The sequence below is a fragment of the Nocardia sp. NPDC004718 genome, assembly GCF_053601535.1.
In genome coordinates this window covers 21,310-43,347 of sequence record NZ_JBSGCA010000053.1, presented here as the reverse complement: position 1 = coordinate 43,347, position 22,038 = coordinate 21,310, and the positions used below count along the sequence as shown (strand labels likewise).

General features: G+C 68.6%; 20 protein-coding genes. 18 read left to right on the top strand and 2 right to left on the bottom strand.

The features are described 5' to 3' along the window. From ACWEH3_RS29775 to ACWEH3_RS29735, 9 genes are all read left to right on the top strand, one after another. Positions 1-809: ABC transporter permease (locus ACWEH3_RS29775; protein ID WP_452358425.1), on the top strand; the 809-nt coding region annotated here is incomplete at its 5' end. Next, positions 809-2,458: a dipeptide ABC transporter ATP-binding protein gene (locus ACWEH3_RS29770; protein WP_450022818.1), complete on the top strand. Its 1,650-nt coding sequence runs from the start codon at positions 809-811 to the stop codon at positions 2,456-2,458. The genes ACWEH3_RS29775 and ACWEH3_RS29770, both read left to right, overlap by 1 nt. Before the next feature lie 94 nt (positions 2,459-2,552). Further along, the gene (locus tag ACWEH3_RS29765) at positions 2,553-3,458 is read left to right on the top strand and encodes a LysR substrate-binding domain-containing protein (RefSeq protein ID WP_450022816.1); all 906 of its coding nucleotides are present in this window, start codon (positions 2,553-2,555) and stop codon (positions 3,456-3,458) included. A 288-nt stretch (positions 3,459-3,746) separates the two neighbouring features. After that, positions 3,747-4,943, top strand: coding sequence for an acyl-CoA dehydrogenase family protein (locus ACWEH3_RS29760; protein WP_450022814.1), 1,197 nt, complete (start codon positions 3,747-3,749; stop codon positions 4,941-4,943). Further along, positions 4,940-6,280, top strand: a complete 1,341-nt coding sequence (locus tag ACWEH3_RS29755) for an LLM class flavin-dependent oxidoreductase (protein ID WP_450022812.1) — start codon at positions 4,940-4,942, stop codon at positions 6,278-6,280. Before ACWEH3_RS29760 ends, ACWEH3_RS29755 begins: the two co-directional genes overlap by 4 nt. Beyond that, the gene (locus ACWEH3_RS29750; RefSeq protein ID WP_450022810.1) at positions 6,280-7,629 is read left to right on the top strand and encodes an NtaA/DmoA family FMN-dependent monooxygenase; all 1,350 of its coding nucleotides are present in this window, start codon (positions 6,280-6,282) and stop codon (positions 7,627-7,629) included. The genes ACWEH3_RS29755 and ACWEH3_RS29750 overlap by 1 nt, the downstream gene beginning before the upstream one ends. Beyond that, the gene (locus ACWEH3_RS29745) at positions 7,626-8,666 is read left to right on the top strand and encodes an aldo/keto reductase (RefSeq protein WP_450022808.1); all 1,041 of its coding nucleotides are present in this window, start codon (positions 7,626-7,628) and stop codon (positions 8,664-8,666) included. The genes ACWEH3_RS29750 and ACWEH3_RS29745 overlap by 4 nt, the downstream gene beginning before the upstream one ends. Next, positions 8,663-9,700 carry an aldo/keto reductase gene (locus tag ACWEH3_RS29740; protein ID WP_450022806.1) on the top strand — a complete coding sequence of 346 codons (1,038 nt, stop codon included), beginning with the start codon at positions 8,663-8,665 and terminating at the stop codon, positions 9,698-9,700. The genes ACWEH3_RS29745 and ACWEH3_RS29740 overlap by 4 nt, the downstream gene beginning before the upstream one ends. Before the next feature lie 61 nt (positions 9,701-9,761). After that, complete coding sequence (locus ACWEH3_RS29735) at positions 9,762-10,982, top strand: acyl-CoA dehydrogenase family protein (protein ID WP_450022804.1); 1,221 nt, start codon at positions 9,762-9,764, stop codon at positions 10,980-10,982. 677 nt (positions 10,983-11,659) lie between these two features. On the opposite strand, the gene ACWEH3_RS29730 is transcribed toward ACWEH3_RS29735, so the two are convergent. Next, positions 11,660-11,980, bottom strand: a complete 321-nt coding sequence (locus ACWEH3_RS29730; RefSeq protein ID WP_450022802.1) for an NIPSNAP family protein — start codon at positions 11,978-11,980, stop codon at positions 11,660-11,662. A gap of 366 nt (positions 11,981-12,346) precedes the next feature. Between ACWEH3_RS29730 and ACWEH3_RS29725 the strand changes: the two genes are divergently transcribed. Then, a complete protein-coding gene (locus ACWEH3_RS29725) occupies positions 12,347-13,306 on the top strand; it encodes a YdcF family protein (protein WP_452358424.1) in 960 nt (319 codons plus the stop codon). A gap of 828 nt (positions 13,307-14,134) precedes the next feature. Here ACWEH3_RS29725 and ACWEH3_RS29720 read toward each other — a convergent pair. Next, positions 14,135-14,875, bottom strand: coding sequence for an AraC family transcriptional regulator (locus ACWEH3_RS29720; RefSeq protein WP_450022798.1), 741 nt, complete (start codon positions 14,873-14,875; stop codon positions 14,135-14,137). Between the two features lie 57 nt (positions 14,876-14,932). Between ACWEH3_RS29720 and ACWEH3_RS29715 the strand changes: the two genes are divergently transcribed. From ACWEH3_RS29715 to ACWEH3_RS29680, 8 genes are all read left to right on the top strand, one after another. Continuing rightward, positions 14,933-16,105, top strand: a complete 1,173-nt coding sequence (locus tag ACWEH3_RS29715; RefSeq protein ID WP_450022796.1) for an MFS transporter — start codon at positions 14,933-14,935, stop codon at positions 16,103-16,105. Positions 16,106-16,463: 358 nt separating this feature from the next. Further along, entirely contained in the window at positions 16,464-17,099 is a 636-nt protein-coding gene (locus ACWEH3_RS29710) for a hypothetical protein (protein WP_450022794.1), read from the top strand. 97 nt (positions 17,100-17,196) lie between these two features. After that, positions 17,197-17,946: a YcnI family copper-binding membrane protein gene (locus ACWEH3_RS29705; protein WP_450022792.1), complete on the top strand. Its 750-nt coding sequence runs from the start codon at positions 17,197-17,199 to the stop codon at positions 17,944-17,946. Between the two features lie 87 nt (positions 17,947-18,033). Continuing rightward, on the top strand, positions 18,034-18,627 hold the full coding sequence (locus tag ACWEH3_RS29700) for a hypothetical protein (protein ID WP_450022790.1): 594 nt from the start codon (positions 18,034-18,036) through the stop codon (positions 18,625-18,627). A gap of 396 nt (positions 18,628-19,023) precedes the next feature. Then, positions 19,024-19,671 (top strand): sigma-70 family RNA polymerase sigma factor, encoded by a 648-nt coding sequence (locus ACWEH3_RS29695; RefSeq protein ID WP_450022788.1) that lies wholly within the window; start codon positions 19,024-19,026, stop codon positions 19,669-19,671. Then, on the top strand, positions 19,671-20,306 hold the full coding sequence (locus ACWEH3_RS29690; RefSeq protein WP_450022786.1) for an ATP-binding cassette domain-containing protein: 636 nt from the start codon (positions 19,671-19,673) through the stop codon (positions 20,304-20,306). The genes ACWEH3_RS29695 and ACWEH3_RS29690 overlap by 1 nt, the downstream gene beginning before the upstream one ends. Continuing rightward, positions 20,303-21,145, top strand: a complete 843-nt coding sequence (locus tag ACWEH3_RS29685) for a metal ABC transporter permease (RefSeq protein WP_450022784.1) — start codon at positions 20,303-20,305, stop codon at positions 21,143-21,145. Before ACWEH3_RS29690 ends, ACWEH3_RS29685 begins: the two co-directional genes overlap by 4 nt. Continuing rightward, positions 21,142-21,924, top strand: coding sequence for a metal ABC transporter solute-binding protein, Zn/Mn family (locus tag ACWEH3_RS29680; protein WP_450022782.1), 783 nt, complete (start codon positions 21,142-21,144; stop codon positions 21,922-21,924). Before ACWEH3_RS29685 ends, ACWEH3_RS29680 begins: the two co-directional genes overlap by 4 nt. The last annotated feature ends 114 nt before the right edge of the window (positions 21,925-22,038 follow it).

The following is a 22,038-nucleotide window of genomic DNA, read 5'->3' as shown; positions in this document are numbered from 1 at the left end:
CGCGGCGGCTGCTGCTGGCCGCCGCGGCCACCCCGGGGCTCACGCTGGCCTGGCTGGTCGTCGGCGTGGTGCTGGCCTGGACGGTGCTGCCGTCCTGGTTCACCGGCCACGACCCCCTCGAGGGCGACTCGTCGGTCAGCTTCGCCCCACCCGGCCTCGCCCATCCGTTCGGCACCGACCGGCTCGGACGCGATCTGCTGGCCCGCGCGATCTACGGCACCTCCACCACGGTGAGCGCGACGCTGCTCGCCGTCGCGCTCGGCTTCCTCATCGGCGCCGCGATCGGCCTGTTCAGCGGCTTCGTCGGCGGCCGGATCGACGCGGCGATCATGCGCTGCGTCGACGTGCTGCTGGCCATCCCCGGCCTGCTGCTGGCCATGACGGTGGTCACCGCGCTCGGCTACGGCACCGTGAACATCGCCGTCGCCGTCGGTGTTTCGGCGATCGCGGCGTTCGCCAGGGTGATGCGGGCGCAGGTGCTGAAGGTCGCGGCCTGCGACTACGTCGAGGCCGCCTACGGAGCCGGTGCGGGTTTCGGGCGGGTGGTGCTGCGGCACGTGCTGCCGAACTCGGTGTCGGCGGTGCTCGCGCTGGCCGCGCTGGAGTGCGGCTCCGCCGTGCTGGCCGTCGCAGCGCTCGGCTTCCTCGGCTACGGCGCGCCGCCACCGCAGCCGGAGTGGGGTCTCGCGGTGGCCGAAGGCCGCGACTACCTGGCCACCTATCCGTGGATTTCGATCCTGCCCGGCGTGCTCATCGCCGTGGTCGTGTTGTCGGCCAACAGGATCGGCCGATCGTTGGGAGAATCGTGATGGGCACGAACGAACCGCTGCTGCGCGTCGACGACCTGCGGGTGCGCTACCGGTCCGCGCACGGCTACGCCGTCGACGGGGTGTCCTTGGCCGTGCGCCCCGGCGAATTCGTCTCCATCGTGGGCGAATCCGGCTCGGGCAAGAGCACCACCGTGCACGCCGCGCTGCGGCTGCTGCCGGACTCGGCCCTGGTGCGAGCGCGGGCGCTGGAACTCGACGGCCAGGACGTCGCGCAGTGGCGGGAACGCAGGCTGGCGCGGCTGCGCGGCCCGTTCGTCGGATTCGTCCCGCAGGACCCCGGCACCTCGCTGAACCCGGTCAAACGGGTGGGGACCCAGGTCGGCGAGGCGCTGCGGCTACATCGGCGCGTCGACGGCGCCGCGGCCCGCGAGCTGGCGGTCGCGAAGCTGGAACTCGCGGGATTGTCCGATCCCGAGCGGGTGTACCGGCAGTATCCGCACGAGCTGTCCGGCGGCATGAAGCAGCGGGTGTTGATCGCGATCGCCCTCGCCAACGACCCCGCCCTGCTGGTGGCGGACGAACCGACCTCGGCACTGGATGTGACGGTGCAGCAGGTCATCCTGGACCATCTGGCGCGGTTGCGCGCCACGCTCGGGCTCGGGGTGCTGCTGGTCACCCACGACCTGGGCGTGGCCGCCGAGCGCTCGGACCGGTTGATCGTGATGCGCGACGGGCGCATCGTCGAGGAGGGCGCGACCGCGGGCATCCTCGCCGCGCCACGCACCGCGTACACCCGCGAGCTGGTCGCCGCGGCGCCCTCCCGGCACAGCGAACCGCTCACGCCGACCGGCGCCACCGCCCGCAGGACACCCGACCGCGGCTCGGTCCTGCTCCAGGTGCGCGCGGTGGCCAAGACCTTCGGCGGGCAGATCCGCGCGGTGGACGACATCTCCCTGGACGTCGTCGCTGGATCGACCCACGCGGTGGTCGGCGAGTCCGGCGCGGGCAAGTCCACGCTGGCGCGGATCGCGGTGGGACTGACCGCACCGGACACCGGGGAGGTCCTGTTGCACGGCGAGCGGATCAGCGGTTTGTCCCGAAGGCGGTCGCGGCCGATCCGGCGGGAAATCCAGTTCGTCTACCAGAACCCGTATTCTTCTCTCGATCCCAAGTTCGACGTCGAGACGATCATCGCGGAGCCGTTGGTGGCGCTCGGGCTGCTGTCCGACCGTGCCCGGCGGCGACAGCGCGTGGCCGAACTGCTGGACGCGGTGGCGCTGGACCGCTCGCACCTGCGCCGCAGGCCCGCCGAACTGTCCGGCGGGCAGCGGCAGCGGGTGGCGATCGCCCGCGCCCTGGCCGCAGGACCGCGGATGCTGGTGCTGGACGAGGCGGTCTCGGCGCTGGACGTGTCGGTGCAGGCGCAGATCCTGCAGTTGCTGGTCGATCTCCAGCACGAGCAGCGGCTCACCTACCTGTTCATCACCCACGATCTGGGCGTGGTGCGGCTGATCGCCGACGACGTCACGGTGATGCGTGGCGGGCGAATCGTGGAAACGGGTCCGGTGGCGGACGTTTTCGCCGAGCCGTCGGCGGAATACACGCGGCTGCTGCTGGCGGCGGTCCCCGGGGCGCCGGCGCGGACACCGGAGCCCCCCTTGCCCGCGGGCGCGCTGTCGCCCGCTTGATACCGCACAGAATCGTTCTGATCGTAAGCATTTCCTCCATCGTTGCCGAGGCCGATGATCGTGATCCGGAACAGGCAGCGAAAGCGAGGCAGTCGTGTACGACATCCGACGTCTTATCCTGTTGCGGGATCTGGCCGAACGCACGACCATGACCGCGGTATCGGAGCTGCACGGCATCACGACATCGGCGGTGTCGCAACAGTTGCGCATCCTCGAGGACGAAGTGGGCACCGTGCTGACCCGCAGGGAGGGCCGGGTGCTGCGGCTGACCCCGGCGGGGCGGGTGCTGGTCGACCACACCTCGCGGATCATCGCCGCGCTGGAGGAGGCCGAGAGCGCGGTGGCCGCCACCGCCGAGAAGGTCACCGGCGTACTGACGCTCGCGACGTTCCGCACCGCGCAGTCGCGGCTGGCGCTGCCCGCCGCGGCGCAGTTGCGCGCGGAGCACCCGAATCTGCGGGTGCGGGTGGTGGACCTGATGCCGGTGGACTCGGTGCCCGCGGTGCGGCAGCAGGAGGTGGATCTGGCCATCACCTACGCCTATTCCTTCCGCGCCCGCGACCTGCCGCTCGGCCTGAGCTCGGAATTCCTGTTCGGCGACCCGCTGGTGCTGCTGGCGCCGGACGGAGTGCGGGAGCGGGTCCGCCAGCACGGACTCGCGGCGGTCCGGGACGCGGACTGGATCGCCGCGCGCGACGGCGCACCGTCGATCGTGTCGGTGCTCTACGCCTGCCGCGAGGCCGGTTTCGCACCCCGCATCGAGCACCGCAGCGGCAGCTTCGCCGGAATGGCCGAGATGGTCGAGTACGGGCTGGGCGTCACGATCGTGCCGGAGATGTCGGTCGACGACGAGCATCGCCATCTGATCGCCTGCACGGTGGCCAACGGGACACGGCAGATCGGGGTCACCTACCGGCAGGCGTCGCTGGAACGTCCCGCCGTCGCGGCCGCCATCCGCGCCCTGCGCACCCTCGCCAGCCCGCAGCGATTGGCGTCGTGAACCGCGTCCGGACCGTCGAGAAAAACTAAACGATTCTCGTAGGACGACTGCCTTGTTCGCCGGTTTCCCGCTTCCGATACTGGGATCGCAGGCGGCACGAACGAAAGGAGTCCCCGTGGCAATGCATGAAACACACTGGGGCACATCACTTTCAGTGCCGTTTCGCTGTTGCCGGTGACGCCGGAATTTCGTCACCGTATTCCATTCCTCGCCCCTGCGGCCACGCCTTGCGAAACGAGTTTGCCGAGAAATCATGAATTGTGTGCCACCGCGCGCCGCGAGCGCGTCATGACCGAAACATTGCCGACGACCGCCGATACCACGCCGACCGGCTTGGACGAGCACGCGCTGACCGGCGTGCTGGCCACGATCGCCGGGCGCGCCGAGGAACACGACCGGGCCGGAACCTTCCCGTTCGCGGCGTTCGAGGCGCTGCACGCCATCGGCGCGCCCGCCTTGACCGTCCCGGTCGCCTACGGTGGGCGCGGCGCGGGCATCGCCGAAGCGGTGGAACTCATCGAGCGGGTGGGCGCCGCCGACCCCTCGGTCGGCCTGATCCTGCAGTGGAACTTCACCAACCACCTCGGCATGCTCCACCCGGACAGCCCGTGGCCGGGCGAGTTGAAGGAGCTGGTGCTGCGGTCCGCCGCCGCCGACGGCGCGCTGATCAACGGACTCGCGGTGGAACGCGAACTCGGCAGCCTGGCGCGCGGCGGCGTGCCCGCGACCACCGCGACCCGGCTACCGTCGGGCGACTGGCGCATCGACGGCGAGAAAGCCTACGCCACCGGCATTTCCGGTCTGACCTGGTTCACCGTGACGACCAGCACCGCGGAGCCGCAGCCGCGCATCGCGACCTTCCTGCTGGACCGGTCGGTGACCGGCTGGCGGGTGGAGCGCACGTGGAACCACCTCGGCCTGCGGGCCTCCGACACCCAGTCGGTGATCTTCGACGGGGCCGTTGTGCCGCACGCCCGGCTCGTCGACCTGCGCGATCCCTCCGCCGGCACGGCGAAGGTGCGCCGCGCTGGCCGCCAGGCGCTGCCGCTGCTGCTGGCCGCCAACTACAACGGCGTCGCGATCGCCGCGCGCGACTGGCTGGTGCGCTACCTGCACACCAGGGTGCCGACCGCGCTGGGCGCCTCCCTGGCCACCGTGCCGCGCTTCCACGACCGCGTCGGGGAGATCGAGGCGTGGATCCAGACCAGCCGGGCGCTGCTGCGCCACGCGGTCGCGAGCCTGGCCTGCGATCCGGCGGGCGCGCTGCCCGCGCTGGCCAAACACCTCGCGACCACCACCGCCATCCGGGTCACCGAGTCCGCGCTCGACTTGACCGGGAACCCGGGGCTGGATCGCCGCAATCCTCTCGAACGCCACCACCGCGACGCCCTGGTGGGGCGAATCCATTTCCCGCAGAGCGATTTCGTGCTGGCCGAGCTGGGCCGCACAGCGCTGGCGGCGGGCCGAGCAGCGGAGCGACCATGAGCCGACGGCAAGTGCACCTGAACGTCAACATCCTCAACGCCGGCGTCTTCGGCGGCTCCTGGCGTTTCCCCGGGACGGACCCGGTGGCGAGCTTCGGGCTCGACCATTACGTGCGGATCGCCCGGCGGGCCGAGGAGGCCCGGTTCGACGCCGTCTTCCTCGCCGACGGCCCTGCCATCCGGGAGGACATCCGGTACCGGCCGTTCAACAGCTTGGAGCCCTCGGTGATCCTGGCTGCGGTGGCCGCGGCCACCAGCCGTATCGGGTTGATCGCCACGCTCTCGTCGAGCTACAACCACCCCTACGACGTGGCCCGCCGCTTCGCTTCGCTCGACCTGCTCAGCGGGGGCCGCTCCGGCTGGAACGTGGTGACCACCGCGGGAGCGGACGCCGCCCGCAACTTCGGTTTCGAGGAGGAGCCCGAGCACGGGGCCCGCTACCAGCGCGCCGCGGAGTTCGTCGCCGTGGTGCGCGCGTTGTGGAACAGCTGGGAGCCCGGCGCTTTGGTCGGCGACAAGGCCGCGCACCGCTTCGCCGATCCGGACAAGATCCATTCCGTCGATCATCGCGGCACGCATTTCCGGGTGGCAGGTCCGCTCAACGTGCCGCGGTCCCCGCAGGGCGAACCCGTGGTGGTGCAGGCGGGCGCGTCCAGCGACGGCCGCGGGCTGGCCGCCAAGGTCGGCGAGGTGATCTTCACGGCGGCGCAGACCGAGGAGGAGGCCGGTGAGTACTACCGCGACGTGAAATCGCGCGCGGTGGCGCTGGGCCGCCGCGCGGAGGACGTGCTGATCCTGCCGGGTCTGTCGACGGTGCTCGGCTCGACCGAGCGAGAGGCCGCGCAGCGGCGGGAGCTGCTCGACGAACTGGTGCCGCCGGACTACGCGCTGAACCGGCTGGCGGCCCAGCTCGGCGTGGACCGTGAAGCACTGCGGCTGGACGCGCCGCTGCCGTGGCACCTGCTGCCCGAGCCGGACCGGGCCGGCGGCTCGCAAACTTTCTACAAGATCGCGCTCGGGCTGGCTCGCCGGGACGACCTCACCGTGCGCCAATTGCTGCGCGAGCTCGGCGGCGGCGCCGGCCACCGCATCGTCACCGGCACACCGGAACAGGTCGCCGACGCGATCGTCGACTGGGTGGACAAAGGCATCGCCGACGGCTTCAACCTGATGCCCGACGTGCTGCCGGACGGATTCGACGATTTCGTCGACGGCGTGGTGCCCATTCTGCGGCGGCGCGGCGTGCTGCGCACCGAGTACGAGACCACAACGCTGCGTGGGCATCTCGGGTTGCCCGTCCCCGGGCACACCCGCCCCCGCGCGGAAGGAGCCGCCTGATGACCCGCACCCTGCACTTCTTCGTCAACGTCGGCAGCTCCGGCTATCACCCCGCGGCATGGCGCGAGCCCGGCCTGCCCGCCGACGCGTTCATCCGGCTCGAGCACTATCAGCACGTGGCCGCCGTCGCCGAGCGCGGCGCGCTGGACGGGCTGCTGTTCCCGGACATTCCCGTGCAGCAGCCGGGCATCGCCCGCGCCCCCGCCGCGACGCTCGACCCGATCCTGGTGACCTCGGCGCTTGCCGTGTCGACCGAACGGATCGGGCTGATCCCGACGGCGACCACATCGCTGAACCTGCCCTACAACCTCGCCAGGCGCATCCTCTCGCTCGACCACGCCAGCGGCGGGCGGGCGGGCTGGAACGTCGTCACCACGTTCGAACCGAACGCCGCCCGCAATTTCGGCATCGAGTCCCTGCCCGAGCGCGACGAGCGCTACCGGCAGGCCGCGGAATTCGTGGAGTTGACCCAGAAGCTCTGGGACAGCTGGGAAGCCGACGCCGTCATCGGGGATCAGGCGGGTGGCCGCTTCGCCGACCTGGACAAGGTGCACGCGGTGGACCACCGCGGCGAGTTCTACGCCGTCGTCGGTCCGCTGAACGTCGCCAGGTCGCCGCAAGGACGTCCGGTGCTGGTGCAGGCCGGAGCGTCGCCGCAGGGCAAGGCGTTCGCGGCCGCGCACGCCGAGGCGATCTACACGACCCAGTTGAGCGCGACCGCGGCCAGGGATTTCGTCACCGGGATCCGGAGCGCTGCCGCTGCCGCGGGCCGGGACCCGCGGGCCATCCGGATTCTGCCGGGACTGGTGCCGGTGCTCGGCGCGACCGAGGCGCAGGCACGCGAACGCTTCGACGCGCTGCAAGAGCGGTTGCCCGCGGACAGCGCGCCTGCACGCGCACTGGCCCGCTGGCTCGGTTACCCCGACGAAGAGCTGGATCTGGACGCGCCGCTGCCCGCGCGGCTGACCGCGCTGCCCGATGGCCGCATCGGCCCGCAGGGCTTCTTCGAATCGCTCATCCGCTACGCCACCGAGACCGGTCACACGGTGCGCAGGCTGCTGACCGAGTTCCTCGGCGGGCACCGGGTGGTCGCGGGCACTCCCGTCGCGGTGGCCGACCACATCGAGCGGTGGTTCCGCGAGACCGGCGTCGACGGTTTCACCATCATCCCGGCCGTGCTGCCGAGCTATCTGGAGGAGTTCGTCGATCAGGTGATCCCGGAACTGCGCGCCCGTGGCCTGTTCCGGCAGGGCTACGAGCACACCACCTTGCGCGGTCATCTCGGCCTCGCCGAACCGGCGAATTCCTTCGGCCGTACGCACTACGAGAAAGTGACCACCCCACGATGACACTCCGCTATCTCGGCCGCACCGGCGTGCTGGTCAGCCCGCTCACTCTGGGCGCCATGAATTTCGGCGCCTGGGCCAACCGCGACCACGACGATGCCGCGCGCATCATCCACCACGCGCTCGACGCGGGCATCAACGTCGTCGACACCGCCGACGTCTACTCCCAGGGCGAGAACGAGGAGATCGTCGGCAAGGCGCTCGCGGGCCGCCGCGACGAAGTCGTGCTCGCCAGTAAATTCCACGGGCAGATCGGCGCCGACCCGAACTCGCGCGGCAACTCCCGCCGCTGGATCATCCGCGCCGTCGAGGACAGCCTGCGCCGGTTGAACACCGACCATCTCGACCTCTACCAGGTGCACCGCCCCGACCCGGACGTGCCGCTGGAGGAGACGCTGCGCGCCCTGCACGACTTGGTCGCCGCGGGCAAGATCCGTTACTACGGCACCACCACCTTCGAACCGCACCAATTGGTGGAGGCGCAGTGGGTGGCCGAGGACCGCAATCTGACCCGCCCGGTCAGCGAACAGCCGCCGTATTCGATCCTGGCGCGCGCGGCGGAGCGGGCCACGCTGCCGATCGCTCAGAAGTACGGGCTCGGGGTGCTCACCTGGAGCCCGCTGGCCGGTGGCTGGCTGTCGGGGCGATACCGGCCTGGGACGGACGCGCCGCCGTCGAGCAGGCTCACCAGGCAACCGCATCGGCACGATCCCGCGCCGGCGGCCAACCAGCGCAAGCGCGCCGCCGCCGAGGAACTGGCGAAGCTGGCCGACGACGCGGGACTCTCGCTGGTGCACGTGGCGCTGGCGTTCGTCCTCCAGCATCCCGCGGTGAGCAGCGTCATCATCGGGCCGCGCACCCTCGAGCAGTTGGAGGGACAGCTCGGTGCGGTGGACGTCCGGCTCGACGCCGCGGTGCTCGACCGCATCGACGAGATCGTCGCACCCGGCCTGACCATCAGCCCCGCCGACGAGGGCTATCTGCCGCCTTCGCTCACCGACTCCGCCACCCGCCGCATCGTCCGAGGAGCCCACTCATGAGCCTGTCCGATCTGCGTGTCCTCGGCCGCACCGGCGTGCGGGTCAGCCCGTTGGCCCTCGGCGCCATGAACTTCGGCGCCCGCGGCCGCACCACGCACGAGGAGGCGGTCGCGGTGATCCACCGCGCGCTGGACGCGGGCATCAACGTCGTCGACACCGCCGACACCTACTCGCGCGGCGAATCGGAGATCATCGTCGGCAAAGCGCTGCGCGGCCGACGCGACGAGGTGATCCTGGCCAGTAAGTTCCACAACGCCGTCGACGACGACCTCACCCACCGCGGCAACTCGCGGCGCTGGATCGCCCGCGCCGTCGAGGACTCGCTGCGCAGGCTCGGCGCCGATCATCTCGACCTCTATCAGGTGCACCGGCCCGAATCGGTCACCGCGATCGAGGAAACCGTCGGAGCGCTGGATGATCTGGTCCGCGCCGGCAAGATCCGCTACTACGGCACCTCCGTGTTCTCGCCGGGCGAATTGATCGAGACCCAGTGGCAGGCCGATCGGCGCAAGCTGAATCGGCCTGCCACCGAGCAGGTTCCGTATTCGCTGCTGGTGCGTGGCATCGAACGCGAGACGCTGCCGATCGCGCGTCGGTACCGGCTCGGCGTGCTCACCTACGGTCCGCTGGCGGCGGGCTGGCTGTCCGGCAAGTACCGCGCGGGCGCGGCGCAACCCGAGTCCTACCGCGCCGATCTGATCCCGGGTCGTTTCGACATCGCCGCCCCGGCCAACGCCGCCAAGCTCGCCGCGGCCGAAGCGCTGGCGGTGCTGGCCGAGGAATCCGGGCTGACCCTGGTGCAACTCGCGGTCGGCTTCGTCCTGTCGCACCCGGATGTCAGCGCCGCGATCATCGGCCCACGCAACGCCGAGCACCTCGACGCCTACCTCGGCGCGGCCGCAGTGACGCTGAGCGCGGACGTGCTCGATCGCATCGATGAGATCGTCGCTCCGGGAACCGTTTTCAGCGATCGTGACACCGGAGCGATCCCGCCCGCGCTGGCCGACCCGGCGTTGCGGCGCAGCGTCGCCTGAGCGCCCCCGCGCCGAATCCGTCCTGCGCCGGTGGCGCACCGGCCCTACTCCAGGAGTTCCGATGACCAGCATCGATATCGCTGCGGCCGCCATCGCGCGTCCCGGTTCCCCCGAGATCGCGGCATTCGTCGCCGAGGTGGCCGCGGATGCGGCGCGCCGACGCGCCGAGGGCGGTGACGAGCCACCGCACGCGGCGATCGCGGCGGCCAAACGGCTGCGTCTCGGCGCGGTCCGGGTACCCGCCGATCTGGGCGGCGGGGGCTGGCGGATCTCGGAGCTGTTCGATCTGTTGATCGACTTGGCCGAGGCGGACCCCGACGTCCCGCACATCCTGCGCATCCACTTCGGCTTCGTGGAGGAATTGTTCCGGTTGCCCCGCACCGGCAAGAAGGCGGCCTGGATCCCGGAAGTGCTGGCGGGCAAGCTCTTCGGCGGAGCGCTCACCGAATTGAGCAATCGTTCCGCGGGCAGCTGGACCTACGACAGCACGTTGACGCCCGCACCCGGCGGGGGCTACCTGCTCAACGGGCGCAAGTTCTACAGCACGGGCGCGCTGTATTCCGACTACGTGCGCATCAGCGCCGAGGTGCCCGGACAAGGCCTGCTCACCGCCGTGGTCCCCGCCGACCGGGCGGGCGTCGCCCATCTCGACGACTGGGACGGCATCGGCCAGCGGCACACCGGCAGCGGCACCACGGTGCTCACCGATGTGGCGGTGGCCGAGTCGGAGACGCTGCCGTGGCGCGGTTCGGATTCCGGCGTGCCGCCGCGTCAGGCGTTCCCGCAGTTGTACCTGCACGCCATCGCCGCGGGCATCCTGCGGTCCGCGGCCGCCGACGCCGCCGAGCTGGTGCGCACCCGCAGGCGGAACTTCGTCTTCGCCAATGCCGAAGAGCCTCGCCACGATCCGCAACTGCTCGAGATCATCGGCACGATCTCCGCCACGGCCTTCGCCGCCGAATCGCTGGTGCGCGTCGCCGCGCTGGCGCAGGATCGCGCCTTCGACGCCGCTCGCGCCACCGGGATCGACGCGGACCTCGAACACGAGGCGGCGGTGCTGGCCGCCAAAGCCAAGGTCGCCATCGAGGAGCCCGCCCTGCGGGCGGCGGGGCGCATCTTCGATGCCGGCGGCGCCTCGGCCACCCGCGCCTCCGCGCAGTACGACCGGCACTGGCGCAACCTGCGCACCCTGTTCTCCCACAACCCCGCGGCGTACAAGGCCCGCGCGCTGGGCGACCTCCTGGTCAACGACACCCCGCTGCCAGAAGCGGGTCACTTCTGAGGCCGGAATCATCGCTCGGCAAACATCGATACCGCACGCAACGCCGAGGCTGCGCGCGACGGCTGGGTGCACACGGGTGACATCGGCAGGCCCGACGAGCACGGCTTCCGCTGCGTCGTCGGCCAGTGCGCTGCCAGCACCAACAGCAACTCGCAATCGTTGGCGCCACCCCCTGTGGGTTGGCGCTGGTGTCCGGAGGGGGAGTCATACACCGGAATTGCAGCAGCTGTGCACGGCTAGTGTGCACATGCCGTCACCATACACATTTCTCTCGTTTTCGACCTCCTTCGGACACGTCCACGATGCAGACGCCCGCTGCTACAGATTCGCCTAACTGTGTTGCGCTGCAATGCGTATGAGGGAAGTGCCGGTTCGTCGGGATAGGTCGCGACGCTCCAGGGACCGAGATACCGTGCGGAGCGTATTTCTCTGGTCGGGGTCGATTCGGGGGATTCCTCGCTGGTATGCGGTGCGCAATCTTGTTTACTCGCCAGGCGTAAGGCATTGCGTCCGGTCATGGTGTCCGTCAATGCTTGGAAGACACCCGGTTTGCCGTGCCATGGCCCATGTCGGAGTCGGCGGCGCCCTTCGGCCTGCCGCGTGCTCGGTCAGCGCGCCTCGTGGCAGGCGAGTGGCCTCCCCGGCCCCTTCCCCGAACCCATTCGGGTACGCGGCAGTCAGGCACCTGTGCTTCCGGGTAGCAGCGGTCGCATAAAAGTCCGCTCGTAGCGGAGCACGCAGCCGCTTTCATCCCTGATGCGGTCCGCGTCGACGAAGTCGGGGTGGATGCCGAAATGCGCGCGGTACTGCTCGTATGCGGCGAGGCTGGAGAAGCTGAACAGCGCAAGGGCTTTGTCACTCGCGCCTTCGGCGGGAAGGAAGTAGCCGTGGTGCGTGCCACCGTGGCGCTCGACCAATTCCATCCACCGTCTGGCGAAGCGTTCGAACGCATCGATCTTCCGCGCGTCTATCACATACTCGACGACACAAGTGATCACGCCTCAACCTACCAACGCTCGCACACCGGCTTACAGGGCATTCGCCGGACTTGCCGGGCCGCCGGACCGGCCTGAGTGCTCGGCCGGATACCGATAGAACTCCAGCAGCACGTCAGCGTCATCAACGATCTCGGCGGCTGATTTGGGATACTTTGCGCCGTAATCGATCTCGAAGGCTCTGATCGCCAACGACCTCGGCCGGATCCTGCGCCCGCTTCATGCTGCGACACCGGTGGCTGGGCGTCGCTTTGGCGTTCCATGCCCAAAGCGCCGTTCGCAAATACGTTCTCGCCCAAGCGTTCCTGGGCCTTCGTCTCGTTTAACATCGTGCGTCGGTTGTGCTCGTGGGGGCTACGAAAGGAAAGGGTGACCGAGCCGTTCGGGCCAGGTGCCGCCGGGGCAGCAGCTGCCGCTGCTGCACGAGAGATCGCGGAGCGGACTGCGCGGGCGCTGACCACCGGCGCCTCCGGCATCAGCAGATCCTGGCATGACCTGGCGGGCGCGACCCGGGAGTCTGCTGGGGTTCTGCTCCACACCGACCACCACAGCGCGATACCTATCAATTCAGCCGGGCGCGCTCTGATCCGCGACGATCAGGTCATCGGGGGACGCAACGAAGCCGCGTACACAACATGGTTGCAGGAACTGCGGGATCGGGGTGTGGACACCGATCGAGCGATGTCGGATCTGGGAACCGTGTGGGATTATCTGCGTCACGACCCCAAGTGGGCGTTCGATCCCGGACGAAATTACGGGGGCATCATCTTCTTCGGTAGCCGTGACATCGGCGGGTCGTCGGTGATCGCGAACCTGGTCCGCGACCGTGGCCTTGGTGATGTGCCCGTGGTGTTCTCCGGATACCGGGGCGAGGCAGCCAAGTTCCGGCTGGCCGCGGAGAAGCTGAACCTCAATCCGAAACAGATCATCGAGGAACCCTTCGCGCAGAACACCGGCCAGAACGCGGTCTACTCGGTCCAGATGCTCGAGCAGCACGGCCGCGACGTCAGTTCCGTAATCGGAGTATGTACCCCCTTTCACGCCCGCCGCGTGTGGGGCACGCTCATCAAACAGTGCCCGGACGTCGAACACGTCTCCATACCCGCCGCCGACGTCTCACTCGAGAACTACATGAAATACGGCAACCGCCCCGACGCGACAACCGCGCCGCACCCGAAATCGATCGTCGCCATCACCATGGGCGAGATCAAACGCCTGGACGAGTACCCCCGCGAAGGCCACATCATCCAAGAAGACATCCCAGCCGACGTACGCGACGCCTACGACAGACTGAGCGAGACGTTCCGCCCCGCCGAACGCAGGTTCTGACGCGGTTCAGATCACCGATCACCCCGGCCTGCATCCTTGGAAAGCCGCCGATCGGCGGTCGTCCTTCTGCAGAGACGAAGAGTTACGCGCTGACGACGGTGGATACACCCCGAGTCGTCGATCCTCACCACACCCCAAACCAGGCCGGTGCACACGATCTCGAACATCGGTACACACGGTATCTGCTCAGCCTCCCAATCCCGATGCGCCGCACTCTGACCCGGGAGCGCGGCCGGGAAATTGCCCGGCCACAAAGCCATCCCCGCAGCCACGAAGATGCCGATCTGCCTGTGCAAGCCCCGCAGCCCGTGGCAACGCGGCACGAACGAGTACACCAATCGGCTACTGCGTAAATACCTGCCCAAAACAACGATCTACGCCGATTCAGTCAATCCGACCTCGACACTATCGTCGACGAGCTCAACAACCGACCCCGCAAGATCCACAGCTACCGCAGTCCCGCAGAGGTCTACGCTGAGCATCTGAACAGCGGTGATGCACTGACTGTTTCAGCGCACCTTCGTTATCTCGACCGTCCGATTCTTCCCACGACAGTCCTCCCTCGGTGTTGCGGTACAGGAGAATTCACTGTAGCCACGCGGGCACAGATCTACTACATCATGTAGTAGATCTTGGTGGTGGTGCTCCGCGCTCGATCCCTCGCAGCTGGGCGCGAGCCGTGGCGAATCCGAGCGAAAACCACGCCCATCGTCGCCCCCTGACGCCGCAAAAACAGCGCCATCTACCGCTGCGAGTCACAGACCAGCCACTTAGAAGAGTTCATGAACCGCCCATTTGTGACCAGGTGGTGTTTCCGGGGCCACAGGGTCAAGGGTGAGGGTGAGCGCCGGGGGTGTGGCCGAATGTTTTGCGGAAGGTGTCGATGAAGGCGCTGGCCGAGGCCCAGCCGCAGCGGTGGGCGACGGTGGTGACGGGGGTTTTGTCGGCGAGCAGGATCAGTGCGTGGTGTAGGCGTAGTTGGGTGCGCCATTGGGGGAAGGTCAGGCCGAGGTCGGTGCGGAACAGTCGGGACAAGGTGCGGTCGCTGGCGCCGACGTCGCGGCCGAGTTCGGTCAGGGTGCGGGTGTCGCCGGGGTTGTCGAGCAGCATGCCGCACACCGCACGCAGCAGTGGCGTGGTGGGGGTGGGCAGGTGCAGGGGTTGTTGGGGTGAGGCGCGCAGCTGGTCGAGCAGGACCGCGCGCAGCCGGGTGCGTTCGGGGCTGTCGCCGGTGTCGCGGGTGTAGGCGATGATCAGTTCCCGCAGTAGCGGTTCGACTCTCAGCACGGTGGGGGAAGTCAGGCCGAGGGGGGTGTCGGTGGTGGTGGGCAGGCCGAGCATGTGCAGGTGCAGTTCGCCGTAGGCCCGGTGGGCGTGGACGGTGCCGGCGGGGACCCAGATTCCGTGTGTGCCGGGTGCGACCCAGGTTCCGGCGCTGGTAGTGATCGAGAGAACGCCGTGGCCTGCGTAGATGATCTGGTGGTCGTCGTGGCGGTGGGCGTCGATCTCCTCGCCGGGGGCGAGGAGTTGGGCGCGGGTCGGCGCGACGGGTTGATGGCGGATTTCCATTACAGGCTGTCAGTTTATCGGAAGCGCGACAGCGCTCGGCTGGTGAGCATGGAGTCCGTGCGACGAAACACTTCTATTTTTCTGTTCTCCAGCGGTCATGCCTGTGTCGATGTCTACCAGGGCGCGGTCGCCGCACTCGTGCCGTTCTTCGTCGCCGAGCGCGCCTACACCTATGCCGCGGCTTCGGGGATCGTGCTGGCGGCGTCGTTGCTGTCCTCGGTGGTGCAGCCGTTGTTCGGTGCGTTGACCGATAAGTGGTCGATGCCGTGGCTGCTGCCGGTCGCCACTGTGGTCGGGGGTGCCGGGATCGCGGTCACCGGACTGTCGGGCTCCTATGTACTCGCCCTGGTGTTCGCCGCGGTCTCGGGGATCGGGGTAGCGGCCTACCACCCAGAAGCCGCCCGGGTCGCGCGCGCCGCGAGCCGCGGTAGCCACACCGCGATGGCGTATTTCGCTACGGGCGGCAATATCGGGTTCGCGCTGGCGCCGCTGCTGGTCGCGGGCACGGTCGCGGCCGGCGGATTGAGGTGCACTCCGTGGCTTTTGACGCCGGCGCTGGCGGGTGCGGCGGTGACGGTGCCGGTGCTGCGGGCCCTGCAGCAGCGCCAGGTGGCCGGGGTCGAAGAGTTCGCGCCGACCGGGGACGACGATGTCGCCTCGTTCGTGCGGATGTCGCTGGCGGTGGTGTTCCGTTCGATCGCGTTCGTCGGGTTGAGCACCTTCATCTCCCTCTACATCAGCGGGCGTATGGGCGGGAACTCGGCCGCGGGCACGGTGGCGTTGTTCGTGCTCTACCTCGGCGGCGTGGTCGGGTCGGTGCTGGGCGGATATCTGGCGAAGCGCTGGGATCGGGTGACAGTGTCGCGGTGGTCGTATGTGCTGACCGCGGTGGCGATCGCCGGGGTGGTGTGGGTGCCGGGCCCGGGTGTGTTCCTGTTCGTGGCGTTGACCTCGGTCGGGTTGTATGTGCCGTTCTCGCTGCAGGTGACCCTGGGCCAGGACTATCTGCCCTCGCGGGTCGGCACCGCCAGTGGCGTCACCCTCGGGCTCACCATCTCCATCGGCGGCTTGGCCAGCCCGGTGCTCGGCCGCCTCGCCGATGCCACCTCCCTGCAGGTCGCGTTGATCCCGCTGGTTGTGATGCCCGTCCTCAGCTGGCTGCTGTTCCGCACCCTGAGCGACCCGGCCGTCCCGCAGGCCACTACCGAGATGGCCGCCGCCCCGGCCTGACCGTTTGTGCGGGTTGCCCGGGTCCCGGGCAGCCCGCACAGCGTCGGGTGAATTGCCGTGGGCCGAACACCAGGATGCCGCGATGGAGTTCAGGCAGGTCGAGCACTTCCACGCGGTCGCGCGCCGGAAACCGCCGCAGCCCAGGACGTGCACGTCGTGCAGTCGGCATCGAAGGCTTGACAGCAGGGGGGGCGGGACTCGGGAGGAGCCCTCGTACTACGAGAATGTGTTGTGCGTCACATCAGGAACTGGTTCGACAACTTCTCCGACCTTTTGTCGGCTGCGAACCCACGCTGCCACAACGAAATCGAGAGTTGAGACGACAGTGATGTTTCGTAAGGGCGCCGCGGTGGCCGCCATGGCTATCTCGGCTTTGTGTATCTCGGCGGGAACCGCGACTGCGGATCCCACGCAGGTGACTCCGGATGTCCATTTCCAGGCCAACGTGGTCGACCGCTCGGTTGTGCTCACCATGGATGCCGGGGCGCTCACCGTCAGCGATGACCATCTGCAGTTCATCGATCGGAGCGGAACATCCGTCGCGGCTCTTCCGCTGACCTACGTCCACGGTGGCAGCGCGATGCCGATCGCCGCGCAGCTGGACGGCGATACGGTCACGCTGACCCCGAGCACCGATCCCGCCGACGCGCGCCCGATCAGCGCAGCGACAGCTCAGGAGATCGATGCACTGTCTCATCCGAATTACAACGCGGCCCTCGGCAACTTCAGCATGTCGATGATGGCTGCGGCGACTGTCGGGAGCCTGCTGGGTAGTGCGATCGGCGGCGGCATCGGCTGCGTGGCCGGCGGCATCGTCGGTGGAGCGACCGGGGGTGTGGTGTCGATCGGTCTGCTCGCGGTTCCAGCGGCGATCGGCGGTTGCCTCATCACCGGCGCCGCACTGGCAGGCATAGGCGCGGTCGCGGGCACCGTCATCGTCGGCGTCCCGGCGTTGATCGCAGCGGGTATCCAGTTCTGGAACGACACCCACTGAGCAATCGGTAGGTCCGGAAGTCGTGGTCGGATTGCCGGACCCTCCACGACGCCGATCTCGCGGTGCGCCGTCTCTGCCACGACGGCGCTCACCGGAGATGCGCGGTTCTGCCGTAGTTGTGGCATATCGTCGTCGGCGAGCATCTGTTGCGTTCGTTTTCTCACCGTGCGGAGAGGTCTCGACGATGAACAGTTCTTGGTTGGTGCGCGCCGGGTCGGCAGGCGCTGCCGCGGCCTTCGTGGCGACTGTGGCGGCCGCTCCCGCGCTTGCGCACATCACTGTCTCTGGGCCTGACGCGTCTCGCGGCGGGTCGGGGGTCCTGGTTTTCCGGGTGCCGAACGAATCGGGCACTGGTAGCCCCACGGTCGAGGTTGCGGTGCAGATTCCGGGGGTGACGGCGGCGGATACCGAAGCTGCGCCGGGATGGAAAGCGGTAGTGCGGAAAGACTCTGCACGGAACGTCACCGACATCACCTGGACGGCTGATGCCGGGGGTGGCATCGGGCCGAGCCAGTTCGGGCAATTCTCCGTGCTGGTGAACGGGTTACCGGATACCGAGAGGGTGACGATCCCTGCGGTGCAGACCTACGCGGATGGTCAAGTCGTGCGCTGGGACCAGAAGGCGGACGGTGATGGGTCCGAGCCGGAGCGTCCAGCTCCTTCGCTGCCGTTGGCTGCCAAGCAGTCGGGTGGCGTCGACAACCATGGTGACATCCAGTCGGCGGCGTCCAGTTCGAGTTCGTCGAGCGATACGACCGCGCGCTGGCTCGGCGGTATCGGTATTGTTCTGGGCGCTTCGGGCCTGCTTGCGGCACTCGGTATGGGAGTGGCTCGTCGCAGGTCCTGATTATGCTCGGCCGCTCGATGATCGGCTCGTCGGTTTCGCGGCCTGCGGCGAGGTCGTGATCGAAACCCTGCGGGACAGTGGCGGCAGATGAGTGTCATGATGGACGGCGTTATGAACACTGTGCCTGTGCCCCGGAACGCGCGGGCGGCACGTGCCATCGTGTTCGCGGGGATCGCGGTGTTGTTGTCGGCGCTGGGGCATGGGGCCTCGGCGGGGCACAGTGTGCCGGTGTCGGCTTTGATCGTGGCATTTGCCGCGACGGGTTCGCTGGCGTGGGCGCTGGCCGATCGTCAGCGTGGCTTCTTCGCCATCGGCGGTGGGCTTGCGGTGATGCAGGCGGTCTTGCACGTGTGGTTCGGTATGGCCTCGATGTCGGCCGCTCACGCTGCTTCCCAAACCATCGACCCGCCTAGTGATGCGGGCATGTTCGCTGCGCACGTGGCGGCCGCGCTGGTGTGTGCGGTGTGGCTGTGGCGCGGGGAAGTCGCCTTCTTCGCGCTACTGGCGGCGCTTTATACACGGATTCTGGCGCCTCTGCTTCTGGTTCTGGTGCATCCGTCGGTCGACAGCGAGGCCCGAGCCGTGATGGAAGTCGACCATCGCATCGAGACGCTGCGCGAAGGCGTGCTGCGTCATGTGATGGCGCGGCGTGGGCCTCCGGTGGGCTCGGTTCGTTTCTGAGAGTTCGCCATCGGAGGCAGCCACGCCTTGTGCTGCCGGTGGGGCAGTGCTGCCCGGCCGATCGTCGATCGGCGCGGCCGGTATTCCGGGGGCGAACGTAGCCGCTCGTGTCATCGATGCGCGTGAGCAAGCCGTCAGGGTCTGCCGCGACGCCGGTGCGCACGCCCGGCCTCCCGTCCAGCGGCAGTCGGTCCTCTACGCCGGTGTGCGCACTGCGCGCGTCCGGCTGCCGGTCTCTCCGCACCGCCGAATGGTGGTGTCGCGAACAGAAATTGTGCGAATGTTGCCTCCTTCTCTGCTGTCGGCTGCCTGCCGCGGCAACGGTCCTTCTCCTCGATCGGCTTTAAGCGCTGGGCGCTTACTCGTGTGCCGGATGCGTCGATGTGGAGGCCGCGGATGTCCGACGAACTCCTGACCGCGCTGGCGTTGTCGGCCGGTGCCGGCGATCGAAAGGCGTTGGAGCAGTTCATCCAATCGACGCAGCGCGATGTGTGGCGTTTCGTCGCGCACCTGACCGATGTCCAATCCGCTGACGACCTGACCCAGGAGACGTTTCTGCGGGCCATGGGCAGTCTGCCGCGGTTCGCGGGGAATTCGACCGCACGAACCTGGCTGCTGTCGATCGCTCGCCGTGTGGTGGTGGACCGGTTTCGCAGTGTCGCCGCCCGTCCGAGGACGACTCAGGTGCCGGAATGGTCGCAGGTTCTCGAGCAGCGGCCTGATCGGTGTACGCCGGATTTCGCCGAGGAGTTGGCGTTGAACGATCTGCTGTGCAGTCTGCCGCAAGAGCGGCGCGAGGCGTTCGTCTTGACCCAGGTCTTGGGTATGTCCTATGCCGAGGCGGCGCAGACGGTGGGTTGTCCGGTCGGCACGATTCGTTCTCGGGTGGCCCGTGCTCGCGAAACCCTCGTCTCGGTGGTGCGGGGGATCGACGGGTCCGCCGCCGACGGTCATCATGTCGCGGAACCGATGGGCGTGGTGGTGCGACTACTTCCGGGCACACCGGTCGGCGTGCGGGTGACGGCCGGTAAGGAGGTGGGGTGATGGCAGGGCTGAACCTGCGCTTGCGGGGGGTGTCGTGCCGGCACGGACGTGTCGACGTGGTCAGGGATGTCGACCTCGACATATCTGCCGGTCAACGGGTCGCATTGACCGGTACCAATGGCTCCGGCAAGACGACGCTACTGCGCGCGGTGATCGGCCTGCATGCGGTTGTGCGCGGCGATATCTCCGTCGGAGGCCGTGGTGGCCGCACATCGGCGGACTATGCGTGGCGGCGGCGGGTGTGCGGGTGGATTCCCCAGCGGCCCGCGGGGGGCCGATTTCCGCTGCTGGCCGGTGAGCTCTTGGCCAGCAGCGGAGACATCCGTCAGGCGCAGGCGATGGCGACACGGCTGGGTGTGGGCGAGCTGCTCGGCCGACCACTCGACACGCTCTCGGGCGGGCAGCTGCAGCGTATGCACCTGGCCCGCGCGGCAGGCTGCGTGGCAGCTGGTGCGAGCGTCGTTCTGGCCGACGAACCCACGGCCGCACTGGATTTCGCGGGCCAGGAGGAGGCCGCCGACGTCCTGACGGAGCTGCCTGTCACCCTCGTCGTGGTCACCCATGACCGCGCCATGGCGCGACGTTGCGACCGGGTGCTGGAGATGGCCGCGGGCCGACTGCGGGAGTTGTCGTGAACGGGCCTGCGCAGGTGTTCGATCTGCTCGGAATGGGGTCGGTGCAGCGTGCCGGTGTGGCGCTGCTGGTGGGCTCGATCGGGCTGCCGGTGGTCGGTGTGGCCATCGTGGGGCTGGACATCATCCCGGTCCGGTTCGCGATGATGCACGTCGCTCTGCTGGGTGCCGCGGTCGGCATGCTGACCGGATGGGATCCGGCGTTGTGTGGTCTGCTCGCGTGTGCGGTAGCCGGGGCGGGGATCACTCCGCTGGCGCGCACGCCGGAAACACTGTCCGGTGCAATGGGTTTGCTGATGAGTCTGGCCGTCGCGGCAGCGCTGCTGGTGCTTGCGGTAGCGGGAGTGAACGCCTCGGCGGCGTTTTCGCTGCTGTGGGGTTCGATTCTCGCGGTCCGAGTTCAGGATGTCGTCGTGTTGGCGGTGCTGGCGGTAGTGGTGCCTGCGCTGTTCTGGTGGCGAAGACGTGATCTGGCGCTGCTGTTGCATGATCGCGAGCTGGCGCTGGTTTCCGGTGTGGCAGTGGGGCGGCTCACCCTGATTCTGCTGGTGCTGATCGCGGTTGCGGTGGCCGGAGCGATCCGGCTGACCGGTGCGCTGCTCGTGGATGCGCTCACCTTGCTCCCGGCTTTGGCCGCGCGGCGGTTGGGTCGCTCGCTGATTTCGATCATCGTCTGGGCTGTCGGTATCGGCGTTGCGGTGAATTCCGTGGGATTCGTGCTGGCGCTGGCCTTCGATCTTCCTCCTGGGCCGGTGCTGGTCCTCACCGCGGGGGCAGTCGCCTTCGCGGCCCATCTGATTCCTGAACGGAGAACACTCTCATGGCACGCTTTCGACCATTGACCGCCGGTATGGGCCTGACGACTGTGGTCGCGGCGACCGTGCTGCTGAGCGGGTGTTCCAGCTCCGAAAGCGAGGGGCACGACCACCATGGACACACCCACCCGGTGGTCGTGGCGACCACCACCTGGGAGGCTGCGTTCGCCGAAGCCGCAGGCGCCGAGGATGTGAAAGTCATTGTGCCGCCGTCGGTTCACCATGCTCCGGACTACGATCCCAAACCGTCGGATCTGACCGCGGTGGCGGAGGCGGATTTCGTGCTCTACGCGCCGTTCGAGCCGTTCGCGGCCAAGATCAAGGAAGCCGCGGGATCGAAGGCCGAATTGATCGAAGTCGATCTGGACAACTCCGCGGCCAAGGTGAAAGCCCAAGTGCAGGCGCTGGGCGAGCGCTTCGGCACCACCGCGGCGGCGCAGGCGTGGACCGCGACGTTCAGCACCGAGTACGACAAGCTCAGCGGGGACGTCCGCTCGGCATGGCCGGGTGGTAAGCAGCCGACGGTCATCGCCCAGGTGTTCTCGACGTGGGCGGCCGAGCTGGCAGGTGCGCAGATTGTGGGGACCTATGGTCCTGAACCCGTCAGGCCGGGTCAGCTGGCGGAGTTGAGTGCGAAGAAGCCGCAGTTCGTGCTCGACAACGCGCACATGTCCACCGGCGCCGTGCTGCCGGGCTCGGGCGTCGAACAGGTATCGATCGTGAACTATCCCGAGCAGGGTGAGGATCTTCTGTCTGTCTATCGGGGTGCGGCAACCGCGTTGAAGAAGGCGCTCTCCGGGTCCTGACCAGGCGGGCTTAGGGCGGGGCAGCCGTGGAAACGGCTGCCCCCCCGATATATCAGTGGTGGGCGGCGGGGGAACAAGTTTTCGGTCCCGCGCGGGCGGGGTTGGCAAATCGGA